The sequence below is a fragment of the Arthrobacter arnarulunnguaqae genome (assembly GCF_051262515.1).
Taxonomy (GTDB): Bacteria; Actinomycetota; Actinomycetes; order Actinomycetales; family Micrococcaceae; genus Arthrobacter_N.
On the sequence record NZ_JBIMER010000002.1, the window covers coordinates 90500 to 108862 of the forward strand.

Here is an 18363-nt window from a genome sequence, read left to right on the forward strand (position 1 = left end):
CGCCGGTCCGGACTACGCTGGAGCCATGCCCATCTTGAACAAGGACATGACCCTCTGCATCTCGCTGTCCGCGCGCCCGAGCAACAACGGCACCCGGTTCCACAACCACCTCTACGGGCAGCTCGACCTCAACTGGATCTACAAGTCCTTCGCCCCGACCGACCTCGCCCAGGCCATCGCCGGCGTGCGCGGCCTCGGCATCCGCGGCTGCGCCGTCTCCATGCCCTACAAGGAGGAGGTCATCGCGCTCGTCGACAAGGTGGCCCCGTCTGCCGCCGCGATCGACTCGGTCAACACCATCGTGAACGACGACGGCGTCCTCACCGCCCACAACACCGACTACTCCGCCGTCGCGGCGCTCCTGGCGAGCCACGCCGTCGACCCGTCCTCGACCGTCGCGCTGCGCGGCGCGGGCGGCATGGCCAAGGCAACCGCCGCCGCCCTGCGCGACGCCGGATTCACACGCGTCACGATCGTCGCCCGCAACGAGGAAGCGGGCCGCGCGCTCGCCGGCCTGTACGGATTCGAGTGGACCGCCAAGCACGACGGCGCCACGGACGTCCTCGTCAACGTCACCCCGATCGGCATGGCCGGAGGGGACGAGGAGACGCAGCTTTCGTTCACCGAGGAGCAGGTGGAGGCGGCCCACACGGTGTTCGACGTCGTCGCGGTCCCCGCCGAGACGCCCCTGATCCAGGCGGCGCGCCTCCTGGGCAAGAACGTCATCACCGGCGCCGAGGTCATGACGCTGCAGGCGCTGGAGCAGTTTGTCCTCTACACGGGCATCACCCCGACGCCCGAGCAGGTCGCCGCCGCCGAGGAGTTCATGCGCGCCGGGTAGTCCGGCCGCCGAGGAAGGAAACGCACCATGAGGCTGACGCTGATGCAGTTCGTGACGCTGGACGGCGTCTCGCAGGGGCCCGGCGCCCCCGACGAGGACACCAGCGGCGGCTTCGGGCGGGGCGGATGGTTCGTGCCGTTCCTCGACGAGCGCTTCATCCAGTTGGCCGCGGCGTGGCTCGGGGAGGCCGACGGGCTCCTCTTCGGGCGCCGCACCTACGAGAACTTCGCGCGCGACTGGCCGCAGATGGACGATCCGGACGACCCCTTCGGACCGAGGATTAACAGCCTGCCGAAGTACGTCGCGTCGCACACCCTGAAATCCGCCGACTGGAACCCGTCCACCCTTCTGGACGGCGACGTCGTCGCGCAGGTCGCCGCGCTCAAGAGGCAGCACGGGCGGGAACTGCAGATCCACGGCAGCGCGACGCTGGCCCAGTCGCTGCTCGCCGCCGGTCTGATCGACCTGGTCCGGCTGGTGGTCGCCCCGGTGGTCGTCGGCACGGGCCGGAGGCTGTTCCCGGAGGGCGGCGCGCCCGCGGGGTTCCAACTGGTCGGGTCCGAGTCCACACCGGCCGGACTCTCCATCCACACCCTCGAGGCCGCCGGCACGCCCACGTTCGGCACCTACGACGGGCCGCACCCCCCGGCGAACGACGCCGCAGCCTAACCCCGCCGGCCGGAGCCTGCCCCCGCCTGCCCTCGCCGCCCCGCCCATTCTCGCCGCCCCGCCCAATTTCGACGAAGCCAGATGCTCCCGCCTCCCGTTTCGGCGAAGGTAGATGCTCGGATTCGGCCCAAAAGCAGCATCTACCTTCGTCGAAACGCAAGGGGGGCGAAACGGGGGAGGCGAGGGGGTTAGGCCGGGGCTACCTCTATGGCCACTCGGGTGTCGCCGATCCGGGTCAGGACCAGCGTCGCCTTCTTCTTCGCCGACTTGCCCGCGCCCGCCAGCAGCACCTTGCGGAGCTCCTCCGGGGTCACGTCCAGCCCGCGCTTCTTGATGTCCAGCACGCCGACCCCCTCCGCCTTCGCCCACGTCCGCAGGGCCTTGACGTTGTAGGGCCGCACGTTCAGCACCCGGTAGGGCCGCGCGAACGGCGTCCGAACCAGCGTCGGCGCGCAGAAGTACGCGATGTGCGGGTCCACCAGATGCCCGCCCACGGTCGCCAGTGCCTCCGCCACCAACCCGGCGCGGATGACCGCCCCGTCCGGCTCGTACAGGAACCCCGCCACGTCCCCGACTGGGACCTCGCCGCGGAGGGAGGCGCCGGCGTCGTACTCCACGGCGCTAGTCAGTTCGTCGGAGGTGCCGTCCGGGCCGACCACCAGGGCCGCGCGCCGCACGCCGGGCCGGGCCAGCGGGCCGAACCACAGCGCGGCCTCGGTGACGTCGCCGTCGACGGACACCCACTGCGCCTCGCACCCGGCGGGCAGCGACTCGTGCGGGATGCCCGGCCCGAGCTTCACGCCGACGGCCAGCCCGCGAGCCGCCAGCGTTTCGACGAAGGACAACGGCGGGCTGAACGCCTCCGGGTCGAAGATCCGCGAGGTCCCGGAGCTCGACGTCGTGCGGCGCGCGGGGTCGAGCCAGACGCCGTCGAACCCGTCGAGGGCGAACCCGGTCGCGTCCGCGTTGACCACGCGCGCGTTCCGCCAGGGCATGAGGTTCACCATCGCCGCGGCCGCGGTGGTCTCGTCCAGCTCGACGGCGGTGACCTCCAGGTCCAGCGCGGCCATCGCCATCGCGTCCGACCCCAGCCCGCACCCCAAATCCGCCACCCGGGCGACGCCGGCGCGCACGTAGCGGCGGGCGTGCATCGCGGCGACGTTCAGGCGCGTCGCCTGCTCCAGTCCGGCGCGGGTGAAGATCATGTGCGCGGCGAACGGCCCGAGCTTGGCCGCGGCGCGGGCGCGCATCCGGGCCTGGTGCACGACGGCGGCGACCAACTCCGCGGGGTGCCCGTCCTTGCGCAGGCGCAGGTTGAGCTCCAGCGCTGCGCGGTCCGTGGCCGCGGCGTCCGGGCTAAGCGAATTGAGCAGGCCGAAGCCCTCCGGGGACAGCACGGGCGCGAGGTTTTCCACGGCGGGGGAGGGGGAAGCCATGGGACAACCCTAGTTGCCCGCGCCCAGTGGACCGGGCCGCGCGGTACCGTGGAACCGTGCCGAAGAACGAGGAACCCAACCCCGCACCCCCCGCCCCCGCCGCACCCCCCGCGCCCGAAGCCGGCTTCCTGTCCCGCTTTCCCGAGGCGGTCGACGCGGCCCGCGAGACGGACGACGCCGGTGCGCCGCCGCTTGGCCGCGCGGGGCTGGCCTACCGGATCCTGCTGTACGCGGGAATGGCGGTCGGCGTGGTCGCCGCGCTCGCCCTGATCGCGTCCGTGGTGCTGCAGGCCCTGCTCGCCGGCAGCTACATCCAGGCGGGCGGGGACTACTTCGGGTCCGGGATCGACGGCCGCGCCGCCCGCGAGCTGCTCGGTGTTCCGCTGGGTGGCTTCATCGCCGCCGTCGTGCTGTCCCTGGCCGCCATCTGCATCGGCGCGCTCGGTGTCTTCCGCGCCAATGCCCAGCGCGGTGAGCGCGACCAGACCGCGTAGGGCGACCTCCGGCGTCGTACGTTTTGGCACTCGCCTTGACCGAGTGCCAGCCACCTCATAGAGTCTTCATTAGCACTCGACACCGTCGGGTGCTAAAGCCCGAGGTACTTGCCAGCTGGCACCGCGACGACGGTTGGCGCATGTCCAACGGCCCTTCAACCATTGGCACTTACGCAAAGGAGAGATCCGCATGTCGGTCTCCATCAAGCCTCTCGAGGATCGCATCGTTGTTCAGCCGCTCGAGGCCGAACAGACCACGGCTTCCGGCCTGGTCATCCCTGACACCGCGAAGGAAAAGCCCCAGGAGGGCAAGGTTGTCGCAGTGGGCCCCGGCCGCGTCGACGACAACGGCAACCGCGTTCCCGTCGACGTCGCCGAGGGCGACATCGTCATCTACTCGAAGTACGGCGGCACCGAGGTCAAGTTCGGCGGCCAGGAGTACCTGGTGCTCTCGGCACGCGACGTGCTGGCCATCGTCGTCAAGTAGTTTTCCCGTGTGAAGCCCCGGCCCAGGCCGGGGCTTTACGCAATCCCAAGGAGCAGCAGCATGGCTAAACAACTTATTTTCAACGACGACGCACGCAAGGCGCTCGAGGCCGGCATCGACAAGCTCGCCAACACCGTCCGCGTCACGCTCGGCCCGCGCGGCCGCAACGTGGTCCTGGCCAAGGCCTGGGGCGCGCCGACCATCACGAACGACGGCGTCACGATCGCCCGCGAGGTCGAACTCGAGGACGCGTACGAGAACCTCGGCGCACAGCTCGCCAAGGAGGTCGCGACCAAGACCAACGACGTCGCCGGCGACGGAACCACCACCGCCACCGTGCTCGCGCAGGCCCTCGTCAAGGAAGGCCTGCGCAACGTCGCGGCCGGCGCCGCGCCGGGCGAGATCAAGCGCGGCATCGAGACCGCCGTCGAGGCCGTGGCCACGCGCCTGGCCGAGATCGCCCGCCCGGTCGAGGGCCAGGACGTCGCCAACGTCGCCGCCATCTCCGCGCAGAGCGACGAGATCGGCGACCTGCTCGCCGAGGCGTTCGGCAAGGTCGGCGCCGAGGGCGTCATCACCATCGAGGAATCCAACACGACGACGACCGAGCTGGTCCTCACCGAGGGCATGCAGTTCGACAAGGGATACCTGTCCCCGCACTTCGTCACCGACCCGGAGCGCCAGGAGGCCGTCCTCGAGGACGCGCTGATCCTGGTCAACTCCGGCAAGATCTCCACCGTGGCCGAGTTCCTGCCGCTGCTGGAGAAGGCGCTGCAGGCCGGCAAGCCGCTGTTCGTCATCGCCGAGGACATCGAGGGCGAGGCCCTGTCCACGCTGGTCGTCAACAAGCTGCGCGGCACGCTCAGCGTCGTCGCCGTCAAGGCGCCGGGCTTCGGCGACCGCCGCAAGGCCATGCTGCAGGACATCGCGATCCTCACCGGCGCGCAGGTCGTGTCCCCGGACCTGGGCCTGAAGCTGGACCAGGTCGGCCTGGAGGTCCTGGGTTCCGCCCGCCGGATCACCATCACCAAGGACCTGACCACCATCGTGGACGGCTCCGGCTCCCACGAGGACGTCGCGGACCGCGTCTCCCAGCTGAAGGCCGAGCTCACCCGCACGGACTCCGACTGGGACAAGGAGAAGCTGCAGGAGCGCCTCGCGAAGCTCTCCGGCGGCATCGGCGTCATCAAGGTCGGCGCGGCCACCGAGGTCGAGCTCAAGGAGCGCAAGCACCGCATCGAGGACGCCGTCTCCGCGACGCGCGCCGCGATGGAGGAGGGCATTGTCGCCGGCGGCGGCTCCGCCCTCGTCGACGCGCTCTCCGTGCTGGACACCGACCCCGCGGTGGTGGCGCTCGAGGGCGACGCCGCGGCGGCCGTCGGCATCGTCCGCCGCGCCCTGGTCCAGCCGCTGCGCTGGATCGCCCAGAACGCCGGGCACGACGGCTACGTGGTGGCCTCCAAGGTCGCCGCCTCGCCGGTCAACCACGGCTTCAACGCCAAGACCGGCGTCTACGAGGACCTGCTCGCCGCGGGCATCATCGACCCGGTCAAGGTCACGCGCTCCGCGCTGCGCAACGCGGCGTCGATCGCTGCCCTGGTCCTGACCACGGAGACCCTGGTCGCCGAGAAGCAGGCCGACGAGGACGAGCACGCGGGCCACGGACACTAGTCCAAAGCACCAACCGCCCCCTGTCAGGGGGCCGGGCCGCCCACGGCGGCCGCACGACGGCGCCGGATCCCTTCGGGGGTCCGGCGCCGTCGTCGTTTGCCCGCCCGAACGCCATCCGCCGCGCCCGCCGGAACGCCGTCCCCGCTCCCGCCAGATCACCGTGCGGTAACGCTGCTGGTAGGATGGAGGGTTGAGGGTGGCTGACCGCGCCACCCCGCACGACGCCAGAGGCGTCCGCGCGACCTCACCGCGACCGTCCACACAGTCCACCGAAGGGACGCCGCCAGCGATGGCCCTAGACCTGAACACCCGCCAGGGGAGGCCCGGCGCCGCCAGCAAGCCCGCCTACCGCCCCGAGGTGCAGGGACTGCGCGCCTTCGCCGTCCTCATGGTGGTCGTCTACCACGTGTGGCTGGGCCGCGTCTCCGGCGGCGTGGACGTTTTCCTGCTGATCTCCGCGTTCCTGCTCACGGCCTCGTTCACCCACAAGGTGGAATCCGGGAAGCCGCTGAAACTGGTGTCCTACTGGCTCCAGCGCTTCCGCGGGCTGCTGCCGGCCGCCGTCGTGGTGTTGCTGGCGATCCTCGCCGCGACCGCCTCGCTGCTGCCGCGCACCCGCTGGCACGACGTCTTCACGCAGACCTGGTCCAGCCTGTTCTACACGCAGAACTGGACGCTCGCCCGCGAGTCGGTGGACTACTACGCCGCGAACCACGCGACGGCCAGCCCGCTGCAGCACTTCTGGTCGCTGTCCATCCAGGGCCAGGTGTTCATCCTCTGGCCGCTGATCCTCGCCGCCTGCGCGCTGGCCTGGCGTGCCCTGCGCGGACGCTTCCCGCGCCTGGGGTACCGCGCTCTGGTGGGCGCCGCGTTCGGCGTCGTGTTCGCCGTGTCCCTGGCGTACTCCGTCCACGCGACCGCCACCAACCAGGCGTACGCCTACTTCGACACCCGCGCCCGCCTGTGGGAGTTCGCGCTCGGCTCGCTGCTGGTGCTGGCCGTCCCGTACGCCGCGAAGCTCTCCGTCCGGATCCGCGTGGTGCTGGGCTGGGTGGGCCTGGCCGCCATGCTCTCCTGCGGCCTGATCCTGCAGGTGCAGGCGCAGTTCCCCGGCTACGTCGCCCTGTGGCCCACGCTGGCCGCGGCCGCGATCATCGCCGCCGGCGACACCCGGACCCCGGCGTCCGACGGCGGGGCGCCGGCCGATGCCGACCGTCGCCGCGGCGTCGACCGCCTCCTGGCCGCCAAGCCGCTGGTGGCCCTCGGCGGCATCTCCTACGCGCTGTACCTGTGGCACTGGCCGATCCTGGTGATCTTCCTGACCGTGCGGGAACTGCACAACCCGGGGATCCTCGGCGGCCTGGCCGTGATCGGGCTCTCCCTCGCCCTGGCGTGGGCCACCACCCGCGTCGTCGAGACCCCGTTCCACGCCTGGCACTGGCCCACCCAGCGCCGCCGCCGCCTGAGCCTGGTGCTGGCCGTGATGGTCGGCATCGTCGCCATGCCGCTGAGCGGCTGGGAGTCGCGGGTCGCCGCGTTCGAGACGGCCGTGAAGCAGCAGGCCCCCGCGGACAACCCGGGCGCCCAGGCGCTGGCGCCGGACTTCGAGTACGACGGCGACCCGGCCGCCGTCGTGCGCCCCCTCGCCAGCGACGCCGGCGCCGAATGGGCCAACTACGGTGGCGACTGCACGGGCGACTACCAGCTCACGGACCCGCGCACGGAGTTCTGCCAGCTCGGCGGGGACCCGGCCACCGCGGAGAAGACCGTGATGGTGGTCGGCGATTCGCACGCGCAGCACTGGACGTCCGCGCTGTCCGTCGCCGCGGAGAAGAACGACTGGGCCTGGGTGCTGGTCACCCAGCCCGGCTGCCGCTTCGGCGGCCCGACCGACGAGCGCTCGGCCGAGTGCAACGGGTTCAGCGAGGCGGCCACGCAGTACGCCGTGGACCACCGGCCCGACGCCGTCGTGACCCTCGGGACGCTGACCGCCTTCACCGAGGGCGAGGACACCGAGACCCGCGGCGACGAGGAGCGGATCGTCCCCGCCTACGAGGAGGGGATCCGCCCGTTCCTGGAGGCCGGAATCGACGTCGTCGCCCTGCGCGACACCCCGCGCTACCCCTTCAACGTGCCCGAATGCGTGGACCGCAAGGGCGCCGATTCCCCGGAGTGCTCCGCGCCGACCGAGGAGATCGTTGCACCGGTCTCGCCGCTGGAGGAGTTGGAGCGCCGGATGGCCCCGGAGACCGCGCGGCCGGGCTCGGGGAAGCTGGGGTTCATGGACATGACCGACCAGCTCTGCGTCGACGGGACGTGCCGCCCGGTGATCGGCAACGTCCTGGCGTACATGGACGGCTCCCACCTCACCCGGACGTACGTGGAGACGACCGCGCCGGTGTTCGAGCGGCGCCTGAAGGATTCGCTCGGCTGGTAGGGCCGTTGCCGGCCCTGTTCCCTTGGACACATCCCGCGTGAGGAATGGGGAACGGCACGCTCGCGTTCTAGGATGTAGGAAATCCCCCGCCGGCTCGCGAAAGGCTCCCCATGTCCGAGTTCAATCCCTTCGCCCTCGAAGGACTCACCTACGACGACGTCCTGCTGCTCCCCGGCCCGACGGACGTCATCCCCTCCGAGGCGGACACCGCGACCCGCTTCACGAAGCGCATCACGCTGAACATCCCCCTGGCCTCCGCCGCCATGGACACCGTCACCGAGGCCTCGATGGCGATCGCGTTGGCCCGGCAGGGTGGAATCGGGATCATCCACCGCAACCTCTCGATCGACGACCAGGCCAAGCAGGTGGACCAGGTCAAGCGCAGCGAGTCCGGCATGATCACCGACCCGGTGACCGTGGGCCCCGACGCCACGCTGCAGGAACTCGACGACCTCTGCTTCCACTACCGCGTCTCCGGCCTGCCCGTGGTCGACGGCGGGAAGAAGCTGCTGGGCATCATCACCAACCGCGACACCCGCTTCATCCCGCGCGAGCGGTTCATGACCACCAAGGTCTACGAGGCGATGACGGCGATGCCGTTGGTCACCGCGCGCGTCGGCGTGCCGCGCGAGGAGGTCATCGCGCTGCTGAGCAAGCACCGCATCGAAAAGCTCCCGCTGGTCGACGACCACGACATCCTGCAGGGCCTGATTACGGTCAAGGACTTCGATAAGGCCGAGCAGTACCCGATCGCCACCAAGGACGACGAGGGCCGCCTGCGCGTCGGCGCCGCCGTCGGCTTCTTCGGCGAGGGCTACGACCGCGCGATGGCGCTCATCGACGCGGGCGTGGACGTGCTGGTCGTCGACACGGCCAACGGCCACAGCCAAGGCGTGTTGGACATGATCGCGCGCCTGAAGAAGGACCCCGCGGCCGCGCACGTCGACGTCGTCGGCGGCCAGGCCGCGACCCGCGAGGGCGCGCAGGCGCTGATCGACGCCGGTGCCGACGCCATCAAGGTCGGCGTGGGACCGGGTTCCATCTGCACCACCCGCATCGTCGCCGGCGTGGGCGTGCCGCAGGTCACCGCCATCTACGAATCCGCCAAGGCCGCCATCCCGGCCGGCGTGCCGCTGATCGCCGACGGCGGCCTGCAGCACTCGGGCGACATCGGCAAGGCGCTGGTCGCCGGCGCCGACTCCGTGATGCTGGGCTCGCTGCTGGCGGGAACGGCGGAGTCCCCGGGCGACCTGGTGTTCATGAACGGCAAGCAGTTCAAGGCCTACCGCGGCATGGGCTCCCTCGGCGCCATGCAGACGCGTGGCAAGAACACGTCCTACTCCAAGGACCGCTACTTCCAGGCCGACGTCCCCACCGACGAGAAGCTGATCCCCGAGGGCATCGAGGGCCAGGTCCCGTACCGCGGACCCCTCTCCGCGGTGGCCCACCAGCTGGTCGGCGGGCTGCGCCAGACCATGTTCTACGTCGGCGGGCACACCATCGGCGAGCTCAAGGCGAAGGGCAAGTTCGTGCGCATCACGGCGGCCGGGCTCAAGGAGTCCCACCCGCACGACATCATGATGACGGTCGAGGCCCCCAACTACCGCTCCCGCTAGCCCCGCCCCGCCCCGCGAAGTGGACATTACCTCGGTTAACAAACCCGGGTAATGTCCACTTCGCGGGGTTTTTGGGGCGGGGCTACCGGTCCTTATCCGGGTGGTGCGGAGCGGCGGCGTGCTGCTCGGCGAGGAGGTACTCCTCGACGGCGCGCTCCGGCACCCGGTATGACCTCCCGAAGCGCACCGCAGGCAGCTCGCCCGCGTGCACCAGGCGGTACACGGTCATCTTCGACACGCGCATCGCGTCCGCGACTTCCGCCACGGTCAGGTAATGGGCATTCTCGAACTTCTGCAACTCGACCATTTGGTCCCCAATCAAAGATTCCAATCGTCCCCACGATGGAGCGAGAACCACGCCAGCAACCTCTGGCTACTGCAGCACCGCTAATCGCAAGGTAACCACAAACGGTAGCCGGGGGCCATAGTTGTTTCCGCGCGGCCCCGCACGTGTCGCGGTCACGGATCGGCCACAAGTCCATCGAATGGATATGCTCAACGGATGCTTCACGACGGCGGCGCCCGCCGGCCCGTTTACGGGCCGCGACGTAGACTGTTTCCCGTGCCCGGCGACGCCCCGCCGCCCGCCCCGCGGCAGCCGCTCCGGCCCGCCCACCCCGCGACAGAAAAGACCCCGATGTCCCAGCCAAAACAGCTGAAGAAACTCGCCCGCGACCGCATGGAACGCACGGGGGAGACCTATACGCTGGCGCGCAAGAACATCCTGGCGGGCAAGTCGGAGCGCGGGGGCGGACCGGACGCCGCGCCCGGCGCCGGAAGCGCCGCAGACGCCGCCAACCGCACCGCCAACGGGTTGGACGAGGCGGAACTGCCCGAATACCCGGCCCCCGCCGGAGTCGTGCAGTACGACGCCGGCCTCTGGCACCGCGTGCTGACCCAGGCCGGCGTGACGCATCCGCTGACCGGCATGCCGCTGAGCGAGGCGCTGCTGGCCGGGCTCGCCGGCGGCATCGGCTTCATGGTCTTCACGTTCGAGTACGAGGAGACGACGACGGCGACCGTCGTCACCCGCTCCCACCCCGAGCCCTACGTGGCCGGCCTGCTGGCGCGCTGCGGCGCGCGCGTCCGCGAACAGACCACCAGCAGCGCCAAGGTGGCCCAGGCGAACCTGGACGCCGCGCTGGACGAGGGCCGCGCCGCCGTCGTGCGCGTGTCCGAGTCCCTACTGCCGTTCGCCCTCGTCGCCGGCGCCGAGGAGGACGAGTCGGTCGACGTCGTGGTGGTCGGCGAGCACGACGACGGCAGCTACCTGATTGACGACGGCGACGGCGAGCTCCAGCTCATCTCGCCCTCCGACCTGGCCGCCGCGCGCGGCCGCCGGAAGAAGGACCGGCGCTGGCAGGCGTGGGTTCCCGAGCCCGCCGTTCCGGACGCGGCGGTGCTGGGCGCGAACGCCGCCGAGGCCATCGCGGCGACCGCCGCGCGGCTCCTCGGAGAGTCCGAACTGGTCGGGATCCCCGTCCACTTCGCCAAGAACTTCGGCGTCGCCGGCATGCGCACGTGGGTCGAGAAGCTGCGGGACACCCGGACGCGGAAGGGCTGGACGGCCCTGTTCGCGGATCCGGACCGCCTCTACTCCGGCCTCGCGCAGGTGAAGGACTTCCTGGAATCCCCGCGTTACGGGGGTGCCGGGGGACTGCGCGCGCAGTACGCCGACTTCCTGGACGAGGCCGCCCGGTTGCCCGTGGCGTCCGAGATCGCCGGACTCGCCGCGGCAGCCGAGGCCTACCGCGCGCTCGCCCCGCGATGGACGGAACTGGCCGACGCCGTGGACCCGGAGGTGGACCCCGAGGGGCGCGCCGCGCACTTCGCCGGGCTCGCGGACCTGCTGGAGGCCATCGCCGACGCCGAGGAGGCGGCCGCCCGGTTGCTCCGCCCGGCGGAGTAGCCGGGCGGCCGGCGGCCCCACAGCCCGTCCCCGGGCAGGGCCGCCGGCCGTCCCGGGGCAGGGCCGCCAGCCGTCCCGGCGCCAAGCCGTCGGGGGTGCGCTGATAGGCTTGCCCGGTGACTTACGAGATTGAAATCGGCCGCGGCAAGCGCGGGGCGCGTGCCTATTCGCTGGACGACGTGGCCATTGCCCCCAACCGCCGCACCCGGGACCCGCAGGACGTTTCCGTGGGCTGGCAGATCGACGCCTACCAGTTCGCGACCCCGATCCTCGGGGCGCCGATGGACTCGGTGATGAGTCCGGAGACGGCCATCGCCCTGGGGCGGCTCGGCGGCCTCGGGGTGCTGAACCTCGAGGGTCTCTGGACCCGTTACGAGGACCCGGCCCCGGTGCTCGCGGAGATCATCGACATCAAGGACGACACCCCGCTGGGCAAGAACGTCAGCCCGGCCGTCACGAAGCGCCTGCAGGAGCTTTACGAGGCGCCCATCCAGCCCGAGCTCATCACGTCCCGGCTCGCGGAGATCCGCGACGCCGGCGTCACCGTGGCCGGCGCCCTGACGCCGCAGCGTACGCAGGAGCACTACAAGACGGTGGTCGCCGCCGGCGTCGACATCTTCGTCATCCGCGGCACCACGGTCTCCGCCGAGCACGTCTCGCAGAACCAGGAGCCGCTGAACCTCAAACAGTTCATCTACGAGCTCGACGTCCCCGTGATCGTCGGCGGAGCCGCCGGCTACACCCCGGCGCTGCACCTGATGCGCACCGGAGCGGCCGGCGTCCTCGTGGGCTTCGGCGGGGGAGCCAGCGGCACCACCCGCCGCGCGCTGGGCATCCACGCGCCGATGGCCACCGCCATCTCCGACGTCGCTGCGGCCCGCCGCGACTACCTCGACGAGTCCGGCGGACGCTACGTCCACGTCATCGCCGACGGCGGCCTGGGCAGCAGCGGCGATATCGTCAAGGCGATCGCCATGGGCGCGGACGCCGTCATGCTCGGCAGTGCGCTGGCCCGCGCGGCCGAGTCGCCGGGCAACGGCTGGCACTGGGGCGGGGAGGCGCACCACCCCACGGACCCGCGCGGGGACCGCGTCCACGTGGGCACCGTCGGGCCGATGGAACAGGTCCTCTTCGGTCCGTCGCACCACACCAACGGCACCTCGAACCTGATTGGCGCCCTGCGCCGCTCGATGGCGACCACGGGGTACTCCGACCTCAAGGAATTCCAGCGCGTCGACGTCGTCATCTCGCCCTACCAGGTGGGTTGAGGATGCGGGCGGACGCTTCGGAGGACCGTGGACACGGCCTCGCCACGACCGGCGGGGCGCTGAGCCCCGGGTTCCGCGAGGAGTCGCTTGACGCGATGCGAGCCACCGCGTCCCCGGGCGAGCCGGAGTTGGACCTGCTGATCGTCGGCGGCGGAATCGTCGGCACCGGCGCGGCGCTCGACGCCGCCACGCGCGGGCTGCGCGTCGGGATCGTCGAGGCGCGCGACTGGGCGGCCGGCACGTCCTCGCGCTCGTCCAAGCTGATCCACGGCGGCCTGCGCTACCTGGAGATGCTGGACTTCGCCCTGGTCCGCGAGGCGCTGCAGGAGCGCGGGCTGCTGATCGACAGGATCGCCCCGCACCTGGTCCGGCCCGTGCCGTTCCTCTACCCGCTGACCAAGCGTTTCGTCGAGCGCCCGTACGTCGGCGCCGGCATCGCGATGTACGACGCCATGTCCCTCGCCTCCGGGCACAGCCGCGGTGTCCCCTTCCACAAGCACCTCTCGCGCCGGGGCACGCTCCGCAGCGCGCCCAGCCTTCGGGACGACGCGTTCGTCGGTTCCATCCGCTACTACGACGCGCAGGTCGACGACGCGAGGCTGGTGGTCGACGTCGTCCGCACCGCCGCGAAGTACGGGGCGCTGGCCGCCAACCGGGTGAAGGTCGTGGACTTCGTCCGCGCCGGCGAGCGGGTGGTCGGGGCCCGCATGGAGGACCAGGAGACCGGCGAGGTGTTCGAGGTCCGCGCCAAGCAGGTGGTCAACGCCACCGGCGTCTGGACCGACGAGACGCAGGCCATGGTCACGGACCGTGGGCAGCTGAAGGTGCGCGCGTCCAAGGGCATCCACTTGGTGGTCCCGCGGGACCGGTTCCAGTCGACGGTCGGGATGATCCTGCGCACGGAGAAGTCCGTGCTGTTCGTGATTCCGTGGGGCCGGCACTGGATCATCGGGACCACGGACACGGAGTGGACCCTGGACAAGGCCCACCCGGCGGCGTCCAGCAGGGACATCGACTACATCCTCGAGCACGTGAACAAGGTGCTCAAGCGCCCTCTGACGCGCGAGGACGTCGAGGGCGTTTACGCCGGCCTGCGTCCGCTGCTCGCGGGGGAAAACGACTCGACGGCGAAGCTCAGCCGCGAACACGTCGTGGCGCACCCGGTCCCGGGGCTCGTCGTGGTGGCCGGCGGAAAGTACACCACCTACCGCGTGATGGCACGCGATGCGGTCGACGAGGCCGTGCGCGCCATGGACGAGGGTGTTCCGGCGTCGTGCACCGAGACCATCCCGCTGCTCGGCGCCGAGGGCTACCAGGCCTCGTGGAACGCGCGGCACCGGATGGCGCGGGCCGCCGGCGTGCACGTGGCCCGCGTGGAGCACCTGCTGGGCCGCTACGGATCGCTCACCCGGGACATCCTGGCGCTGATCAGCGAGCGTCCCGAGCTGGCCGAGCCGCTGCCCGACGCCGACGACTACGTGGCCGCCGAGGTGGTCTACGCGACCACGCACGAGGGCGCCCGGCACATCCACGACGTCCTGACCCGGCGCACCCGCATCTCCATCGAGGCGTGGGACCGCGGCGTTTCGGCGGCCCCGGAGGTGGCGCGGCTGATGGCGCCGCTGCTGGGATGGAGCGACGCGCAGGTCGAGCGCGAGGTGCGGCACTACGTCGCGCGTGTCGAGGCCGAGCGCGCAAGCCAGGAGGAGCCGGACGACGTTTCGGCAGACAAGACACGAATGAATGTGGAAGACATTGTCCCAGTCAGAGATTAGCCACCTCGGGGAGCTGACGACGCCGGAACTGGTCGTCCTGGACCTCGACGTCCCGGACCGCCGGGCCGCCGTCGACGTGCTCGCCCGCAAGATGTACGACGCCGGCCGGATCGGCGACCTCGACGGTTTCCTGAGTCAGGTCGGGAGCCGCGAGCACCAGTTGGCCACGGGCCTGCCCGGCGGGATCGGGATGCCGCATGCCCGCACGGAGCACACGGACCGCGTGAGCATCGCAGTGGGCGTGACGGCCTTCGGACACTCGCTGGACTTCGGAGCGTCCGACGGCCCGGCGACCGTGGTGCTGTTGCTCGCGACCCCGGCGACGAGCTATTCGCTGCACCTCGGGGTCCTCGCGACGCTGGCGCGGAGCCTGTCCAGGCAGGCGTTCCGCGAGTCGCTCCGCCGGGCCTACGACCCGGAGGTCATCGCGGAGCTCATCAACTCGACGGTCGACTTCTCCGATCTCTGAGCCGGCGGGCCGCGGGGGCGTTGCCGGGATCGGGATCGGCGGAACGAACCGAAGGCCGAAATGGTTCCATTCGTTGTTCTACAAGCAATCGAAGTAGTGTTAAACGGTGCTGAAAACCGCCCTTAAACCACAGTGGATCCTCGCGTTGGCGGGGGCGATCCTTGTGGCGTCGGGGTTCGTCTGGCTGAGCCAGTGGCAATTCGACCGCTCCCGGGAGGCCGCCCCGCCGCCGGCGAGCCAGACCGAAACGGCCGTGCCGCTGACCGAACACTTCCGCCCCGGCGTCGACATGCTCGCGGCCGACGCCGACCAGATCGTCACCGCCTCCGGGGAGTTCCTGCCCGGGAAACAGGTGCTGGTCGCGGACCGTATCCACGCGGGGGAAACGGGCTACTGGGTGGTCGCCGCGTTCGCAGTCGACGGCGCCGAAGACGATGCCACCATCCCCGTCGTGCGGGGGTGGCAGCCCGACGCAACCGAAGCCCCGGCCGTGCCCGAGGGAGAGGTCGAACTCGCCGGACGCCTGCTGCCCACCGAATCGCCCATCGACGGGCCGACGCAGGGACCCGGCCTGGGCTCGCTCTCGGTGGCCCAGCTGATCAACCTTTGGGACGTTCCGTCCTACAGCGGTTTCGTCGTGGCCTTCGAGGCGCTCGACGGCGCCGGGGACGACGTCGGCGCCGCGGCCTCCGGTCTCGCGGAGGTGGAGATTGGGCCGCAGCCGCAGGAGCGGGAAATCAACTGGCTCAACATCTTCTACGGCATCGAATGGGTGGTCTTCGCCGGTTTCGCCGTGTTCCTCTGGTGGAGGCTGGTCGCCGACGATTACCGCCGCGAACAGGAGGACCTGGCCGACGCGGCGGAAGCCGAAGCGGAGGCAGAGGTACAAGCCGCCGCCGCGCAAGCCCCCGCCGATCACGAGAGCAGCCCGCAAGCCCCCGGTGCGAACTCCACCGGCACCCAACCCACCGGCACCCAACCCGCCGACACCGAGAGCAAGGACCAGAAGTGAGCAACGAGCCCGCATCCGCCCGAGCGTCGAAGCGCCGATTCGCCGGCACGCCGTCGCAAATCCGCAGCGCGGCCTCCTTCTACAAGGTCCTGGCGTACGCAACCGGCGTGATGCTGCTCTTCGTCGTAGTGGAGATGGTGGCCAAGTACGGCTTCGGCGCGGAGATCGTCGCCGGCGGCACGCTCGCCGACGGGACGGACAACACCCTGGGGCTGTTGCCCGACGGTTCCTTCGAGGGCGGCGTCAACCTGTCCAAGGTGGTGCTGATCGTCCACGGCTGGATGTATGTGGTGTATCTCATTGCGGACTTCCGCCTCTGGTCCCTGATGCGCTGGCCGTTCACCCGCTTCATCACCATTGCGCTGGGCGGAGTGGTGCCGCTGCTGTCCTTCTTCATGGAAAAGCGCGTGCACGGCGAGGTGGAGCGCGAACTCGCGAACCACCCGGAGGCCGCCAGGCGCTACTGAGGCGCACGGCCCGGCGCCCGCCGTCGACTAAGCTGGACTCCGTGACCAACGCAGCCCCCACCCCAGAGCACAAGCCGGTTCTGGTCGTCGACTACGGTGCCCAGTACGCGCAGCTGATTGCCCGCCGCGTACGCGAGGCCAACGTGTATTCGGAGATCGTCCCGCACACCTTCACCACCGAGCAGATCATGGCCAAGAACCCGGCGGCCATCATCCTCTCCGGCGGCCCGGCCAGCGTCTACGCGGAGAACGCGCCGTTCGTCGGACCCGACCTGTTCGAGGCCGGCGTCCCCGTCCTGGGGATCTGCTACGGATTCCAGGCGATGGCGAACGCCCTCGGCGGCAAGGTCGCGCAGACCGGCCTGCGCGAATACGGCGCGACCGAGGCCACCGCCGTGCTGGAGAAGCCCGAATCGATCCTCAAGGGCCTGCCCGGCATCCAGAACGTGTGGATGAGCCACGGGGACTCCGTGCAGGAGGCCCCGGAGGGCTTCGAGGTCCTCGCGACCACGGCCGGAGCGCCCGTCGCGGCGTTCGCCAACGAGGACAAGCGCCTCTACGGCGTCCAGTGGCACCCCGAGGTTAAGCATTCCGTGTACGGCCAGCGCGTGCTGGAGAACTTCCTGTTCAACGGCGCCGGCCTGGAGCCGGACTGGACCACGGGCAACATCCTCGAAGAGCAGGTCGACCGGATCCGCGAGCAGGTCGGCACCGGCCGCGCCATCTGCGGCCTGTCCGGTGGGGTCGACTCCGCCGTCGCGGCCGCGCTGGTCCAGCGCGCCATCGGCGACCAGCTCACCTGCGTTTTCGTCAACCACGGGTTGCTGCGCGAGGGCGAGGCCGAGCAGGTGGAACGAGACTTCGTCGCCGCGACCGGCGCCAAGCTCTACATCGCCGACGAGCGCGAGCGCTTCCTGACCGCCCTGGCGGACGTCACCGACCCGGAGACGAAGCGCAAGATCATCGGACGCGAGTTCATCCGCGCTTTCGAGGCCGCCGAGGCCGCGATCATGGCCGAGGCCGCCGACTCCGGAGAGCCCGTGCGCTTCCTGGTGCAGGGAACGCTGTACCCGGACGTCGTGGAATCCGGCGGCGGAGAGGGTGCCGCGAACATCAAGAGCCACCACAACGTGGGCGGACTGCCGGAGGACCTGCAGTTCGAGCTCGTCGAGCCGTTGCGCGCGCTGTTCAAGGACGAGGTCCGGTCGGTGGGGGCGCAGCTCGGCCTGCCGGCGGAGATCGTCCAGCGCCAGCCGTTCCCCGGACCCGGTCTGGGCATCCGCATCATCGGCGCCGTCAACGAGGAGCGCCTCGAGCTGCTCCGCAAGGCCGACGCCATCGCCCGCGCTGAGCTGACCGCGGCGGGACTGGACCAGGAGGTCTGGCAGATGCCGGTCGTGCTCCTGGCCGACGTCCGCTCCGTGGGCGTCCAGGGAGACGGCCGCACCTACGGCCACCCGATCGTGCTGCGGCCGGTCTCTTCCGAGGACGCGATGACGGCCGACTGGTCGCGGCTGCCGTACGACCTGCTGGCGCGGATTTCCAACCGCATCACCAACGAGGTGGACGGCGTGAACCGCGTGGTCCTGGACGTGACCAGCAAGCCGCCGGGCACCATCGAATGGGAGTAGGCGACGCGCGCGGACTGCCGCGGCGACGCTGAACGGGAGGGAGGGGCCTTGGTGCCCCTCCTTTCCGCATTCCCCGACGTTTGACAGTGTTTCGGTCAACGAACGGCACGGGCGAGTCAAGTAGTTTAGAGGGAGCCCCGCGTGCCCGACCGCGCGCGGGAGTGTCACGGCCCTGCGCCGA

The 18363-nt window shown here is 70.8% G+C and carries 16 protein-coding genes; 14 read left to right on the plus strand and 2 right to left on the minus strand.

The window, feature by feature from the left end; translation table 11 throughout:
* Positions 1-25 precede the first annotated feature (25 nt).
* Together ACHAAJ_RS02620 and ACHAAJ_RS02625 are read left to right on the plus strand one after the other, a co-directional pair.
* Positions 26-841: a shikimate 5-dehydrogenase gene (locus ACHAAJ_RS02620; RefSeq protein WP_435726312.1), complete on the plus strand. Its 816-nt coding sequence runs from the start codon at positions 26-28 to the stop codon at positions 839-841.
* 27 nt (positions 842-868) lie between these two features.
* Positions 869-1510: a dihydrofolate reductase family protein gene (locus tag ACHAAJ_RS02625; protein ID WP_435726313.1), complete on the plus strand. Its 642-nt coding sequence runs from the start codon at positions 869-871 to the stop codon at positions 1508-1510.
* Between the two features lie 188 nt (positions 1511-1698).
* Here the strand turns inward: ACHAAJ_RS02625 and ACHAAJ_RS02630 are convergent, their stop codons facing one another.
* The gene (locus ACHAAJ_RS02630; protein WP_435726315.1) at positions 1699-2946 is read right to left on the minus strand and encodes a class I SAM-dependent methyltransferase; all 1248 of its coding nucleotides are present in this window, start codon (positions 2944-2946) and stop codon (positions 1699-1701) included.
* A gap of 56 nt (positions 2947-3002) precedes the next feature.
* On the opposite strand from ACHAAJ_RS02630, the gene ACHAAJ_RS02635 reads away from it, so the two are divergent.
* The 5 genes from ACHAAJ_RS02635 to guaB all read left to right on the plus strand — a co-directional run bounded on the left by ACHAAJ_RS02635 (position 3003) and on the right by guaB (position 9651).
* The gene (locus ACHAAJ_RS02635) at positions 3003-3440 is read left to right on the plus strand and encodes a hypothetical protein (protein ID WP_435726316.1); all 438 of its coding nucleotides are present in this window, start codon (positions 3003-3005) and stop codon (positions 3438-3440) included.
* Positions 3441-3630: 190 nt separating this feature from the next.
* Positions 3631-3927, plus strand: coding sequence for a co-chaperone GroES (gene groES, locus ACHAAJ_RS02640; protein ID WP_435726318.1), 297 nt, complete (start codon positions 3631-3633; stop codon positions 3925-3927).
* 60 nt (positions 3928-3987) lie between these two features.
* Positions 3988-5598: a chaperonin GroEL gene (groL, locus tag ACHAAJ_RS02645; protein ID WP_435726319.1), complete on the plus strand. Its 1611-nt coding sequence runs from the start codon at positions 3988-3990 to the stop codon at positions 5596-5598.
* A 289-nt stretch (positions 5599-5887) separates the two neighbouring features.
* Positions 5888-8035: an acyltransferase family protein gene (locus tag ACHAAJ_RS02650; RefSeq protein ID WP_435726321.1), complete on the plus strand. Its 2148-nt coding sequence runs from the start codon at positions 5888-5890 to the stop codon at positions 8033-8035.
* A 110-nt stretch (positions 8036-8145) separates the two neighbouring features.
* Complete coding sequence (gene guaB, locus ACHAAJ_RS02655; RefSeq protein WP_435726323.1) at positions 8146-9651, plus strand: IMP dehydrogenase; 1506 nt, start codon at positions 8146-8148, stop codon at positions 9649-9651.
* Between the two features lie 82 nt (positions 9652-9733).
* Here guaB and ACHAAJ_RS02660 read toward each other — a convergent pair whose 3' ends face one another.
* The gene (locus tag ACHAAJ_RS02660; RefSeq protein ID WP_435726324.1) at positions 9734-9958 is read right to left on the minus strand and encodes a helix-turn-helix domain-containing protein; all 225 of its coding nucleotides are present in this window, start codon (positions 9956-9958) and stop codon (positions 9734-9736) included.
* Positions 9959-10288: 330 nt separating this feature from the next.
* Between ACHAAJ_RS02660 and ACHAAJ_RS02665 the strand changes: the two genes are divergently transcribed.
* From ACHAAJ_RS02665 to guaA, 7 genes are all read left to right on the plus strand, one after another.
* Positions 10289-11560 carry a BtrH N-terminal domain-containing protein gene (locus ACHAAJ_RS02665; RefSeq protein WP_435726326.1) on the plus strand — a complete coding sequence of 424 codons (1272 nt, stop codon included), beginning with the start codon at positions 10289-10291 and terminating at the stop codon, positions 11558-11560.
* A gap of 116 nt (positions 11561-11676) precedes the next feature.
* A complete protein-coding gene (locus ACHAAJ_RS02670; RefSeq protein ID WP_435726328.1) occupies positions 11677-12828 on the plus strand; it encodes a GuaB3 family IMP dehydrogenase-related protein in 1152 nt (383 codons plus the stop codon).
* Between the two features lie 2 nt (positions 12829-12830).
* Positions 12831-14603, plus strand: a complete 1773-nt coding sequence (locus ACHAAJ_RS02675; protein WP_435726329.1) for a glycerol-3-phosphate dehydrogenase/oxidase — start codon at positions 12831-12833, stop codon at positions 14601-14603.
* Positions 14584-15072 carry a PTS sugar transporter subunit IIA gene (locus ACHAAJ_RS02680; RefSeq protein WP_435726331.1) on the plus strand — a complete coding sequence of 163 codons (489 nt, stop codon included), beginning with the start codon at positions 14584-14586 and terminating at the stop codon, positions 15070-15072. The genes ACHAAJ_RS02675 and ACHAAJ_RS02680 overlap by 20 nt, the downstream gene beginning before the upstream one ends.
* Before the next feature lie 106 nt (positions 15073-15178).
* A complete protein-coding gene (locus ACHAAJ_RS02685; RefSeq protein ID WP_435726333.1) occupies positions 15179-16084 on the plus strand; it encodes an SURF1 family protein in 906 nt (301 codons plus the stop codon).
* Positions 16081-16551, plus strand: a complete 471-nt coding sequence (locus tag ACHAAJ_RS02690) for a DUF3817 domain-containing protein (RefSeq protein ID WP_435726334.1) — start codon at positions 16081-16083, stop codon at positions 16549-16551. Before ACHAAJ_RS02685 ends, ACHAAJ_RS02690 begins: the two co-directional genes overlap by 4 nt.
* 41 nt (positions 16552-16592) lie before the next feature.
* The gene (gene guaA, locus ACHAAJ_RS02695) at positions 16593-18182 is read left to right on the plus strand and encodes a glutamine-hydrolyzing GMP synthase (RefSeq protein ID WP_435726336.1); all 1590 of its coding nucleotides are present in this window, start codon (positions 16593-16595) and stop codon (positions 18180-18182) included.
* The last annotated feature ends 181 nt before the right edge of the window (positions 18183-18363 follow it).